General features: G+C 36.5%; 13 protein-coding genes. 11 read left to right on the top strand and 2 right to left on the bottom strand.

Features of this window, described 5'->3' with window-relative positions; all coding sequences use genetic code 11:
• Positions 1-1,002 (top strand): IS1182 family transposase (locus tag QEZ38_RS09550; RefSeq protein WP_342760447.1); only part of this gene is annotated, 1,002 nt, incomplete at its 5' end.
• A gap of 115 nt (positions 1,003-1,117) precedes the next feature.
• On the opposite strand, the gene recF is transcribed toward QEZ38_RS09550, so the two are convergent.
• Positions 1,118-2,209, bottom strand: a complete 1,092-nt coding sequence (gene recF, locus QEZ38_RS09545; RefSeq protein WP_281335770.1) for a DNA replication/repair protein RecF — start codon at positions 2,207-2,209, stop codon at positions 1,118-1,120.
• Positions 2,210-2,211: 2 nt separating this feature from the next.
• Positions 2,212-2,580 (bottom strand): S4 domain-containing protein YaaA, encoded by a 369-nt coding sequence (yaaA, locus tag QEZ38_RS09540; RefSeq protein ID WP_281335769.1) that lies wholly within the window; start codon positions 2,578-2,580, stop codon positions 2,212-2,214.
• Between the two features lie 161 nt (positions 2,581-2,741).
• Between yaaA and yfmF the strand changes: the two genes are divergently transcribed.
• The 10 genes from yfmF to pcsB all read left to right on the top strand — a co-directional run bounded on the left by yfmF (position 2,742) and on the right by pcsB (position 11,755).
• On the top strand, positions 2,742-3,992 hold the full coding sequence (gene yfmF, locus QEZ38_RS09535; RefSeq protein WP_281335768.1) for an EF-P 5-aminopentanol modification-associated protein YfmF: 1,251 nt from the start codon (positions 2,742-2,744) through the stop codon (positions 3,990-3,992).
• Complete coding sequence (gene yfmH / locus QEZ38_RS09530) at positions 3,989-5,272, top strand: EF-P 5-aminopentanol modification-associated protein YfmH (protein WP_281335767.1); 1,284 nt, start codon at positions 3,989-3,991, stop codon at positions 5,270-5,272. The genes yfmF and yfmH overlap by 4 nt, the downstream gene beginning before the upstream one ends.
• Positions 5,273-5,309: 37 nt before the next feature.
• The gene (gene rodZ / locus QEZ38_RS09525; protein WP_342760446.1) at positions 5,310-6,134 is read left to right on the top strand and encodes a cytoskeleton protein RodZ; all 825 of its coding nucleotides are present in this window, start codon (positions 5,310-5,312) and stop codon (positions 6,132-6,134) included.
• A gap of 12 nt (positions 6,135-6,146) precedes the next feature.
• Complete coding sequence (gene pgsA, locus QEZ38_RS09520) at positions 6,147-6,686, top strand: CDP-diacylglycerol--glycerol-3-phosphate 3-phosphatidyltransferase (protein ID WP_049530373.1); 540 nt, start codon at positions 6,147-6,149, stop codon at positions 6,684-6,686.
• 2 nt (positions 6,687-6,688) lie between these two features.
• Positions 6,689-7,516 carry an energy-coupling factor ABC transporter ATP-binding protein gene (locus QEZ38_RS09515; RefSeq protein ID WP_281335765.1) on the top strand — a complete coding sequence of 276 codons (828 nt, stop codon included), beginning with the start codon at positions 6,689-6,691 and terminating at the stop codon, positions 7,514-7,516.
• The gene (locus QEZ38_RS09510) at positions 7,501-8,340 is read left to right on the top strand and encodes an energy-coupling factor transporter ATPase (protein ID WP_281335764.1); all 840 of its coding nucleotides are present in this window, start codon (positions 7,501-7,503) and stop codon (positions 8,338-8,340) included. Before QEZ38_RS09515 ends, QEZ38_RS09510 begins: the two co-directional genes overlap by 16 nt.
• Positions 8,333-9,127, top strand: coding sequence for an energy-coupling factor transporter transmembrane component T family protein (locus QEZ38_RS09505; RefSeq protein ID WP_281335763.1), 795 nt, complete (start codon positions 8,333-8,335; stop codon positions 9,125-9,127). Before QEZ38_RS09510 ends, QEZ38_RS09505 begins: the two co-directional genes overlap by 8 nt.
• Positions 9,128-9,148: 21 nt before the next feature.
• On the top strand, positions 9,149-9,970 hold the full coding sequence (gene mreC / locus QEZ38_RS09500; protein ID WP_281335762.1) for a rod shape-determining protein MreC: 822 nt from the start codon (positions 9,149-9,151) through the stop codon (positions 9,968-9,970).
• The gene (mreD, locus tag QEZ38_RS09495) at positions 9,967-10,461 is read left to right on the top strand and encodes a rod shape-determining protein MreD (protein WP_153224649.1); all 495 of its coding nucleotides are present in this window, start codon (positions 9,967-9,969) and stop codon (positions 10,459-10,461) included. The genes mreC and mreD overlap by 4 nt, the downstream gene beginning before the upstream one ends.
• Positions 10,462-10,552: 91 nt before the next feature.
• Entirely contained in the window at positions 10,553-11,755 is a 1,203-nt protein-coding gene (pcsB, locus tag QEZ38_RS09490; RefSeq protein WP_281335761.1) for a peptidoglycan hydrolase PcsB, read from the top strand.
• The last annotated feature ends 105 nt before the right edge of the window (positions 11,756-11,860 follow it).

The raw sequence follows: 11,860 nt of genomic DNA, 5'->3' as shown, positions 1-11,860 counted from the left end.
CAAGTTCTCAACCAAGCTTTGTATGCTGGCTTAATTGATCCTTCTGAAATATTTGTGGATGGTACCCATATCAAAGCAGCGGCTAATAGTCACAAGTATCGTAAGGAAATGGTAGAGCAACAAGCTAAATTTATGAGTGAACAATTGGCAGTTGAGATTGATTTAGATCGGAAAAAACACGCAAAAAAGTCCTTAAAGCCCGCAAAAGAAAGTGAGGCAAAGGAAAAGAAGATCTCAACAACAGATCCCGAGTGTGGTTGGTTTCACAAGGGCGAACACAAGGAAGTATTTGCCTATTCTGCTCAAGTTGCTTGCGATAAGCATGGTTGGGCCTTAGCTTATACGGTTGAAGCAGGAAATGTTCATGACAGTCAGGCTTTCCCTGCCTTATTTTCAAAGTTAGAGCCTTTCTCCCCACGCTATATTATTGCGGATTCAGGCTACAAAACCCCAACTATTGCTCATTATTTATTAGAACGTAATATCATTCCTGTCTTCCCTTATACTCGTCCAAAGGGAGTAAAGGGGAACTTAAGGCCTAGTAATTTTGTTTATGATGCAAGTCATGACTCTTATATTTGTCCAGAGAATCAAGTATTAAGCTATCGCACTACCACTCGAGAAGGCTACCGTGAGTATAAGAGTAATCCCAAAGTATGTGTTGCCTGTCCTTTATTATCCGTTTGTACCCAAAGCCAAAATCATCAAAAAGTAGTAACGAGACATGTCTGGAAAGATGCCCTTGAATTTTGTGAGGAGATTCGTCACCAAAGAGAAATGAAAGAGCTCTATAAGAAGCGCAAAGAAACAATTGAACGACTCTTTGGGACGGCTAAGGAGTACCATAATTTGAGATACACTAGAGAGAAAGGAAAGTCCAAAATGGAGGATCAGGTTGGGCTTACTTTGGCGTGTTTAAATATCAAAAAATTAGTGAAGTGGATAGAGAATATCCCTTTTTATTTTGTTCTAAATTCGATTTTTGAATGGAATATCAGATGATGAGACAAACCATTTTTGAAAAGAGAAAAAGACAAACGCCAAAAATAACGTTTGTCTTCGTTCTGAAATCTCCTGTAAAACAGGAGATTTTTTATTGTTTACACAGATGTAAATATCAGTTTACAGATAATTTACCATTCTTTACAGTAAATATACTGAGATTATCTGGTAAGTTTTGAAGATGCTCTAAACTAGTTGTTGTAATAAAGGTTTGAATATTTTGAGATATAGTTTCTAATAATTTAAGTTGACGAGTATTGTCAAGTTCACTCATAACATCGTCAAGTAAAAGTATAGGCGATTCTTTTGTAATGCTCTCCATTAATTCGATTTCAGCTAGTTTAATAGAAAGAACAAGGCTACGATGTTGTCCTTGACTTCCAAAACTTGCGTCCATTCCATTGATTAAGAAAATCATATCATCCCGATGAGGACCAACTCCAGTATTCTTCTTAAATAAATCTCTTGATCTACTTTTTTGAAGTGCTGTATAGAAAGATTCTGCTAGATGTTCTTTGTCAGTGAAGTTTACAGAAGGTTGATAACGAATTGACAATTCTTCTAATTGGTCCGAAATATCAAAGTGTTTTTCACGACCAAAAGATTCCATTTTTTTTATAAATTCTTCTCTGTGGACCATCACCCGACAACCGTAGTCTACTAGCTGGTCATCCAGAACAGATAAAAATGTTTCGTCAATCTGATTTGCTGACTTTAAGTAGGTATTTCTTTGTTTAAGCACATGATTGTAGCTTGACAAATCTGACAAGTATATGGGTTTGATTTGTCCTAGTTCCATATCTATAAACTTACGTCGGATAGCAGGTGCTCCTTTGACAAGTTGTAAATCTTCGGGTGCAAATAGAACAACATTCATGTGTCCAATATAGTCAGATAGCCGAGCTTGCTTTAAGTGATTGACCTTAGTAATCCGACCTTTTGGGGTTAAGTCAATCTCAAGTGGTACAGTAGCCGTTCGTTTTTGAAGAATTCCAGAAACTTGAAGTTGTTCTTCTTCAAATTGAATTAAATTCTTGTCTGTCTTTGTCCGATGACTTCTAGTTAAAGCTAAAAAGTAAATACTTTCCAGAAGATTAGTTTTGCCTTGGGCATTTCGACCCACAAATACATTTAATTTAGGATTAAATTCAATTTCGGTTTCCTGATAGTTTCTAAATTGCTTGATGGATAAGTTTTTTAGCCACATACTTATCTACCTGGGAAACGTGGTGCAGTTTTTGTTTTGGATACCTGATGCTTGTTTGTTGGCTTTTTTTTGACCGTCTTATTCATTTCTTTGACAAGTTTAGCCACACGTTCTTTCTCAAGTTTTTCTTGAAGATATTCTTCCTGTTCTTCTTGACTAGGCTGAGTCAAAATGATGTGGATTTTCATATCAGGAATGTCGATGGAGTCCCCGATTCTTACTTTTTTCCCACGACGATTTTCCAATTCCCCATTAAAGTAGACAAGATGGTCAGCTAAAAAGGATTTAATGGCTCCGCCACTGTGTATAATACCAAGTTCTTTCAAGAGAGCTTGGAGAGTGATAAATTCTTCAAATAGTTTGTATTCCATAGTTCACCTCAATCTTTGGTATTATACCATATTTTACCTTGAAATGGCAGAGGTAAATTCGTTAGAAATGAAAGCGATTTTAATTTTAAAAGGGGTAAAGAGAACAAGAAAATTTTCTCTTTTCATGGTATAATAGAACTCTATGTAGAAGGAGGTAAGAGATGGAGTTAGTACCTGGAATTGCAGTGCATTTTATACAATCAAAAAAATTTAAAACCAATAAAATTACTGTGCGTTTTACAGCTCCATTGTCTTTGGATTCAATTTCAAGTCGCATGTTAAGTGCCAGTATGCTTGAAACTGCCAACCAAAGTTATCCAACTGCTCAACTGTTTAGAAAACGTTTAGCAACCTTGTATGGAACTGATTTGTCAGCGCACGCCTATCGAAGAGGACAAAGTAATCTTGTGGATTTGAATATTACCTATGTGCGTGATGAATTTTTAAGTAAGAAAAACGTATTAACTTCTCAAATTTTAGAATTACTGCATCAGGTTCTGTTTACACCATTGTCGGATGAGGATGGATTTGAGAAAAATGCTTTTGACATCGAGAAAAAACAGATCTTATCAAGGCTGGAATCAGAATTAGAAGACCCATTCTTCTTTGCACATAAAGAGTTAGATCAATTGTTTTTCCAAGAAGAATCAATGCAGCTAGTTCCTAAAGATTTGATTTCTAGAATTTCAGAGGAGACTTCAAAAACATGTTTTTCAAGCTATCAAAAAATGCTAAAAGAAGACCAAATAGATATTTTCTTCCTAGGTGATTTTAATGAAATTGAAGTTTTAGAGTTTTTACATAAATTTCCTTTAACAGGTCGTAAATCAGCTGTAAACATTCAATATCAGCAACCCTATTCTAATATTCTTAGAGAAGGTATTGTTAGAAAGAGATTAGGACAGTCTGTTTTAGAGATGGGCTACCATAGTTCAGTGGTATATGGTGATGAAGAACAGATGGCAGTGCTTCTTGTAAATGGTCTTTTAGGAGCCTTTCCTCATTCGAAACTATTTACCCAAGTGCGAGAAAAAGAAGGACTGGCCTATACGGTATCAAGTCATTTGGATCTCTTTAGTGGATTTTTACGACTATTTGCTGGAATTGATCGGCAAAATCGAAATAAAGTAAGAAAATTGATGAATCATCAGTTACTTGACATAAAAAATGGCAAGTTTACAGATAAGGAAATTGATCAGACCAAACAAATGATTCGTCGATCAATACTACTTGCTCAGGATAATCAAGATTCTATAGTCGATAAATATTATTTGTCAACTTTTTTTGGGAAAGCGAATCTTGACACAAAAACTTTAATCAATAAACTTGAACAAGTTGATAGAGAAGCAATTTGTGAAGCAGCAAACAGTTTTAAGTTGCAGGCTATTTATTTTATGGAAGGAGCAGAATGACCAGACCTACTTTTCAAAAGAAATATTATCCTGCTGTAAAAGAAACTTTGTATCAAACTAGCTTAGAAAATGGTTTGACAGTTACTTTACTACCTAAAAAGGACTTTAACGAGGTTTATGGCGTTGTAAGTGTCCAAGTTGGTTCTGTTGACACAAGGTTTACAGTGGATGATAAGGACTTACAACAATATCCACAAGGAATCGCTCATTTCTTAGAACATAAGCTTTTTGAAAGAGAAGATTATGGAGATGTTATGGCAGCTTTTACAGAGTTGGGTGCTGAAAGTAATGCCTTTACGAGCTTTACGAACACTAACTATCTTTTCTCGACTTCTGAAAATGTTCTAGAGTGTTTAGATTTGCTAGAAGAACTTGTCACTACTTTCAATATGACTGAAGAATCTGTGGAGCGCGAAAAGGATATCATTCAACAGGAAAGAGAGATGTATCAGGATGATCCGGATTCTTGTCTATTTTTCAAGACTTTGGCAAATCTCTATCCAGAAAGTCCTTTAGCTTCAGATATTGTTGGTAGTGAAAACTCTATTGATGCTATTTGTTTGGAGGATTTAAAAGAGAACTTTAAAGAGTTTTACAGACCTGTCAATAGTAATATCTTTTTAGTGGGGAATTTTGATTTTGAACTGCTTGAAGATTATTTTGCTAAGAAATCTCATCCTCAAGAAAAAAAACATGAGTTTAAGAGAGAACAAATACCTTTACATCCTGTAAAGACTACTGAAAGTTTACGGATGGACGTGGCTTCTCCAAAATTAGCGATTGGTATTAGAGGAAATAAAGACATCGGAAATCGAGATCAGTATCGTTATCATCTTTTATTGAAATTGTTGTTTACAATGATGTTTGGTTGGACTTCACAAAGATTTCAAAAATTATATGAGACAGGGAAACTGGATGCTTCCCTGTCTCTAGAAATAGAAGTAGATCCTCGTTTCCATTTTGTGATATTAACAATGGATACAAAGGAACCTGTGGCACTTTCTCATCAATTTCGTAAAGCTATTCGCAATTTTGTTAAAGATGAGGATATAACTGAGGATCACTTGGATATTGTAAAAACTGAGATGTATGGAGAATTTCTTCATAGTATGGATTCTCTTGAATACATTGCTACTCAGTATCATCCAACCGATACAGGTTCTACCCTGTTTGACCTTCCTAAACTTTTGCAGGAAATTACTTTAGAAGATATTCTAGAGGCTGGACATGATTTGATAGATAATAGCGATATGGTTGATTGTACAATTTTCCCGATATAATCGCTAGAAAATACACTAGAAAGAAGGAATGTTAAGTATGAGAAAAAAAACAATTGGTGAGGTCTTACGTCTTGCAAGAATTAACCAAGGACTGAGCTTAGAGGAATTGCACAGAAAGACAGATATTCAGCTGGATTTGTTGGAGGCAATGGAGTCAGATGATTTTGACAAACTACCGAGTACTTTTTATGCTCGTTCATTTTTGAGAAAGTATGCTTGGGCTGTTGAATTAGATGAAAATATCGTTCTAGATGCCTATGATTCGGGAAGTATGATTACTTATGAAGAAGTTGATGTAGATGAGATTGAACTTTCAGGACGTAGACGGTCTAATCGCAAGAAAAATTCATTTCTCCCACTATTTTACTTTGTTCTTTTTTCTTTATCAATTTTAATTTTTGTAACCTACTATGTGTGGAATTATATTCAAACCCAACCAACTGCGCCAGCTATAGCGAGTTATAGTGTGGTGAGTTCAATAAGTAGCTCTAGTAGTGTAGCATCAAGTAGTAGTCAAGCTACTAGTTCATCAAGTTCGAGTGAGGCAACTACTTTGACTGTTTCAGGTCAGGGAGATGCTTTGTCAGTGGAATATAAGACATCTAAAGATTCTGCGGATCTTCAATTATCTGTAACAGATACAACAAGCTGGATTAGTGTTTCAGATACTGATTTAGCAGGGGGAGTGACTCTTGAACCTAATAATAAAACAGCTAAAACAACCATTTCTAAAGGATCTCCAATAACCATAACATTGGGTGTTGTTAAAGGAGTGTCGGTGAAAATTGATAATAAGGAAATTGACACTTCAAAATTAACTGGTCAAACTGGTTGGATTACTCTAACATTAAGTTCAAACTAAAGGAAGGATAACATGAAAAAAGAGAATATTCCTAATATGCTTACGCTTGGTAGAATTTTATTTATTCCGATTTTTATTCTCCTTCTATCAGTTGGACCATCTCCTGTGTTACATAAAATAGCAGCAGTTATTTTTGCTATTGCCAGTATCACTGATTATCTAGATGGTTATTTAGCTAGAAAATGGCAAGTGGTTAGTAATTTTGGTAAATTTGCAGATCCAATGGCTGATAAATTATTGGTTATGTCAGCCTTTATCATGTTGGTCGGTCTAAAGATGGCACCAGCTTGGGTGGTAGCAGTTATTATCTGCCGTGAACTTGCAGTCACTGGTTTGCGCTTGCTCTTAGTTGAAACAGGTGGAACTGTTTTAGCTGCAGCAATGCCAGGAAAAATTAAAACATTTAGTCAGATGTTTGCGATTATATTCTTGCTACTTCACTGGAATGTGCTTGGTCAGATAACTCTTTATATTGCCTTGTTTTTCACAGTTTATTCTGGTTATGATTATTTCAAGGGAAGCGCATATTTGTTTAAAGGAACCTTTCGTTAGATATGGAATCGATTATTGAGATAAAAGACCTGTCTTTTCGATATCAGACAGATCAAGAACATTATGATGTTCATAACATTTCGTTTCACGTGAAACGTGGAGCATGGTTGTCTATCGTTGGTCATAATGGTAGTGGAAAATCAACGACAGTTCGCTTGATTGATGGTTTGCTCGAGGCTGAATCTGGAGAAATTTGGATAGACGGTGATTGCCTAACTCCAGAAAATGTCTGGGGAAAAAGACGTAAGATTGGTATGGTCTTTCAAAATCCTGATAACCAATTCGTAGGAGCAACTGTTGAAGACGACGTTGCTTTTGGACTGGAAAATCAAGGAATCCCACTTGAAGAGATGAAGAAACGCGTTTCTGAGGCTTTATCATTGGTTGGGATGGCTGAATTTGCTAAAAAGGAACCATCTCGTTTATCAGGAGGTCAGAAACAGAGAGTAGCTATTGCAGGAGTTGTAGCTCTGCGACCAGATATTTTAATCTTGGATGAGGCTACAAGTATGTTGGACCCAGAAGGACGACTAGAGTTGATTAAGATAGTCCAGAAAATTCGCCAAGACCACCAGATAACAGTTATCTCCATTACGCATGATTTAGATGAGGTTGCTATGAGTGACCGTGTTTTAGTAATGAAAAAAGGGAAAGTCGAGTCAACAAGCACTCCTAGAGAATTATTTTCTAGAGCGGATCTAGATCAAATTGGCTTAGACCAACCCTTTGTCAACCAATTAAAACAATCACTGCGTGATAATGGCTTAAAATTACCAGAGCACTACCTGACCGAGGAGGAGCTCGAGGAGGCTTTATGGGAATTATTCTAGACAATGTTAGTTATACGTATCAGGAAGGAACACCCTTTGCCTCAGCTGCTTTGTCAGATGTCAGTTTGTCAATAGAGGATGGTTCTTATACTGCCATTATTGGGCATACAGGAAGCGGAAAGTCTACAATCCTTCAACTTTTGAATGGTTTGTTGGTTCCTACAGAGGGAAGTGTTCGTGTTTTTGATACATTGATTACACCAACATCAGTTAATAAGCAAATTCGTCAAATTCGCAAACAAGTTGGCCTGGTATTTCAGTTTGCAGAGAATCAAATCTTTGAGGAAACTGTCCTAAAAGATGTGGCTTTTGGCCCTCAAAATTTTGGAGTTTCTGTAGAAGAGGCAGAAGCTATTGCGCGTGAAAAACTAGCTTTAGTAGGAATCGATGAATCACTCTTTGAACGAAGTCCATTTGAACTTTCAGGTGGCCAGATGAGAAGGGTTGCTATTGCTGGAATTTTGGCGATGGATCCTAGCATTCTGGTCTTAGACGAACCAACAGCTGGTTTGGATCCAATTGGTCGGAAAGAGTTGATGGCCTTGTTTAAAAAGCTTCATCAAGATGGCATAACAATTGTTTTAGTAACCCACCTTATGGATGATGTGGCTGAATTTGCTGATCAAGTTTATGTGATGGAAAAAGGGAAACTAGTTAAGGGTGGGAAACCAGGTCTTGTCTTTCAAAATGTCGAATTTATGGAAAAAATCCAATTGGGTGTTCCTAAAATCACACGATTTGCTCAAAGGCTAGCTGACAGAGGAATTTCTTTCGAACAATTGCCGATAACGATAGAGGAGTTTAAGGAGTTTATCAATGGATAATATGATTTTAGGTCGATACATACCAGGAAATTCGATTATTCATCGTCTGGATCCTCGTAGTAAGTTAGTAGCAATGATTTTACTGATCATCATCGCTTTTTGGGCCAATAATCCAATTACAAATCTCATACTCTTCATTGCAACAGGCATATTTGTCGTTTTATCAGAAGTTCCCTTATCTTTTTTTATAAAAGGTTTGCGATCTATGTTTTTTCTGATTGCTTTTACAACCCTTTTTCAACTGTTCTTTATCTCTGGTGGTCACGTCTTGTTCGAGATAGGATTTATAAAAATCACAAGCTATGGTATTGAGCAGGCTGGAATTATTTTTTGTCGCTTTGTGTTGATTATCTTTTTCTCAACCTTGCTAACCTTGACGACTATGCCACTAAGTTTGGCAACAGCAGTTGAATCCTTGCTTGGACCTTTAAAAAGATTTAAAGTTCCAGTTCATGAGATTGGGCTCATGTTGTCTATGAGTTTGCGATTTGTACCAACCTTGATGGATGATACGATTCGCATTATGAATGCTCAAAAGGCGCGTGGTGTTGATTTTGGAGAAGGAAATGTAATCCAAAAAGTTAAGGCTATGATTCCTATTTTGATTCCTTTGTTCGCAACGAGTTTGAAAAGAGCAGATTCCCTTGCTACAGCCATGGAAGCTAGGGGGTATCAAGGTGGGAATGGACGCAGTCAGTATCGACAGTTAAATTGGATGAACAGAGACAGTATAGCGCTATTATTTGTTTGTGTATTGGGTGCAATTCTATTTTTGCTAAAATCTTAGAATGTAATATAAGGTATAGGTATGAACCGTTTTAAAAAATCAAAATATATCATTGTTCTATTTGTCGTTGTATTAGTAGTATCCGTTTTTTTAGTGACAACACAATCAAGTTCAGTTGTGACAAAAGCTGGAGATGGCATTTCATTAGTCGATAGAATAGTGCAAAAGCCTTTTCAATGGCTTTCTTCCGTAAAATCTGATTTAGGTCGTTTGACCAGAACCTATAACGAGAATGAAACTCTCAAAAAAGAACTCTATCAGATGAAGAAGGAAACGAATGAAGCAGACAGTCTGAAGGAACAAAATGAGCAACTACGTCAGTTATTGGATATGAAGTCAAAATTGAATGCAACTAAGTTAATTGCTTCTGACGTCATCATGAGAACTCCTGCAACCTGGAAACAAGAGTTGACAATTGATGCAGGTTCTCAACAAGGCGTGACAAGCAATATGCTTGTTATAGCTGGTGGGGGACTGATTGGAAGCGTGGGAAAGATTGAAGACAACTCTACTGTGGTCAACTTACTAACCAACGCGGAAAATACGGAGAAAATCTCCGTTAAAATCCAGCATGGTTCCACTAGTATATATGGCATTATCATTGGGTACGACAAAGAAAAAGACTTGCTTAAAATAAGTCAGTTAAACAGTAGTAGTGATATCAGTCAAGGAGACAAGGTAGTAACTGGTGGTCTTGGTAATTTTAATGCTACTGACATTCCAGTAGGTGAGGTCGAATCTGTGACGCATAGCAATGACTATCTGACAAGAGAAGTGTTAGTCAAACTTCAGTCTGATTCAATGAATACCAAAGTCGTAGAGTTAGTGGGGAATCCATCATGAGACTGTTGAAGCAGATAGGGATGTTTTTACTCTTGCCTATAGTTGTCTTAATAGACAGTCATTTAGGGCAATTTGTAAATAGTTTTTTTCCACATTTTCAAATTGTGAGCCACTTTATCTTCATCTTCTTGTTGTTTGAAACTATTGAAGTATCGGAGTATCTATTTTTAGTTTATTGCTTATTTATTGGTCTTATATACGATATTTATTTTTTCCATTTAGTAGGGATTGCTAGTCTACTTTTCGTTATAATTGGCGCAATTATTTATAAAAATAATGCGATCATTTTATCAAATAGATGGACTAGACTATTAGCTATTTTAATGATGACTTTCTCTTTTGAATTTGGTAGTTTTCTTCTAGCGCAAATGATTGGATTAACTGCTGAAAGTATAACAGTCTTTATCGTTTATGGTCTAGTTCCGTCAATGATATTAAACTGTCTATGGATGTTAGTTTTCCAGTTTATTTTTGAAAAAATATATCTATAAGAAAGAAACAAAACTGTAATAAAGGCGTAATATTTATTAGGCCTTTTTTTGATATACTAGTATTGTCTTAAAAGAAGGAGTATTCACACTTATGAAGAAAAAAATCCTAGCATCACTTTTGTTAAGTACAGTATTGGTCTCACAAGGAGCTGTTCTTTCAAGTGTTAAAGCAAATACAACAGATGAAAAGATTGCTGCTCAAGATAGTAAAATTAGTAACTTGACAGCTCAACAGAAAGAAGCTCAAAAACAAGTAGACGAAATTCAAACTAAAGTTTCAGCTATTCAATCAGAGCAAGAAAAATTGCAATCTGAAAACGAAAAACTTCAAGAAGAATCTAAAAAACTTGAAGGTGAAATCGCAGAGCTTTCAAAAAATATTGTAGCTCGTAATGCATCGCTTGAAAACCAAGCTCGTAGTGCACAAACGAACGGAACTGCTACAAGCTACATCAATACGATTATTAACTCTGACTCAATCACAGAAGCTATTTCTCGTGTAGCAGCTATGAGTGAAATCGTATCAGCAAACAATAAAATGTTGCAGCAACAAAAAGAAGATAAGAAAGCTATCTCTGAAAAACAAGTTGCAAACAACGAAGCAATCAATACAGTCATTGCTAACCAACAAACACTTGCTGACGATGCTCAAGCTTTGACAACAAAACAAGCAGAATTGAAAGTAGCTGAGTTAAATCTTGCAGCTGAAAAAGCTACAGCAGAAAATGAAAAAACTAGCTTGTTGGAGCAAAAAGCAGCAGCAGAGGCAGAAGCTAAAGCGGCAGCAGAGGCAGAAGCAGCTTATAAAGCTAGACAAGCAAGTCAACAACAATCAGTTGCAGCATCAGCAAATACAAGCTTTGCTGCACAAGTGCAAGCAACTTCAAGTTCATCATCAGATGATGATTCAAGCTACACACCTGTAGCTACTCGTACAACATCACGTCCAACATATAGTACAAATGCTTCAAGTTATCCAACTGGTGAATGTACTTGGGGAGCTAAAACATTGGCACCTTGGGCTGGAGATTACTGGGGTAACGGAGCGCAGTGGGCAACAAGTGCAGCTGCAGCAGGATTCCGTACTGGTTCTCAACCACAAGTTGGTGCGATTGCATGTTGGAATGATGGAGGATATGGACACGTAGCGGTTGTTACAGCTGTTTCATCATCATCAAGTATTCAGGTATCTGAATCTAACTACGGTGGAGATCGTACAATTGGTAACAAACGTGGATGGTTCAACCCAACTACGACTTCTGAAGGTTATGTTACTTACATCTATCCAAACTAATGAAAAAAACCGAGACTCAATTTGAGTCTCAGATTGAAGACAAAGTCCTTGGAAGTCCAGTTTCTAAGGGCTTTTCTTTGTGTAAAGTCGTATAATAGAGGTAAG

The sequence above is a fragment of the Streptococcus taonis genome (assembly GCF_029948085.1).
GTDB classification, from domain to species: domain Bacteria; phylum Bacillota; class Bacilli; order Lactobacillales; family Streptococcaceae; genus Streptococcus; species Streptococcus taonis.
The sequence above is the reverse complement of the archived record's forward strand: the minus strand, read 5'-3'. Positions and strand labels throughout refer to the sequence as shown.

Excerpts from the sequence above, each read along its gene's own strand:
- recF (WP_281335770.1), bottom strand. The coding sequence starts at position 2,209 with ATGTGGCTAAAAAACTTATCCATCAAGCAATTTAGAAACTATCAGGAA.
- yaaA (WP_281335769.1), bottom strand. The coding sequence starts at position 2,580 with ATGGAATACAAACTATTTGAAGAATTTATCACTCTCCAAGCTCTCTTG.
- yfmF (WP_281335768.1), top strand. The coding sequence starts at position 2,742 with ATGGAGTTAGTACCTGGAATTGCAGTGCATTTTATACAATCAAAAAAA.
- yfmH (WP_281335767.1), top strand. The coding sequence starts at position 3,989 with ATGACCAGACCTACTTTTCAAAAGAAATATTATCCTGCTGTAAAAGAA.
- rodZ (WP_342760446.1), top strand. The coding sequence starts at position 5,310 with ATGAGAAAAAAAACAATTGGTGAGGTCTTACGTCTTGCAAGAATTAAC.
- pgsA (WP_049530373.1), top strand. The coding sequence starts at position 6,147 with ATGAAAAAAGAGAATATTCCTAATATGCTTACGCTTGGTAGAATTTTA.
- QEZ38_RS09515 (WP_281335765.1), top strand. The coding sequence starts at position 6,689 with ATGGAATCGATTATTGAGATAAAAGACCTGTCTTTTCGATATCAGACA.
- QEZ38_RS09510 (WP_281335764.1), top strand. The coding sequence starts at position 7,501 with ATGGGAATTATTCTAGACAATGTTAGTTATACGTATCAGGAAGGAACA.
- QEZ38_RS09505 (WP_281335763.1), top strand. The coding sequence starts at position 8,333 with ATGGATAATATGATTTTAGGTCGATACATACCAGGAAATTCGATTATT.
- mreC (WP_281335762.1), top strand. The coding sequence starts at position 9,149 with ATGAACCGTTTTAAAAAATCAAAATATATCATTGTTCTATTTGTCGTT.
- mreD (WP_153224649.1), top strand. The coding sequence starts at position 9,967 with ATGAGACTGTTGAAGCAGATAGGGATGTTTTTACTCTTGCCTATAGTT.
- pcsB (WP_281335761.1), top strand. The coding sequence starts at position 10,553 with ATGAAGAAAAAAATCCTAGCATCACTTTTGTTAAGTACAGTATTGGTC.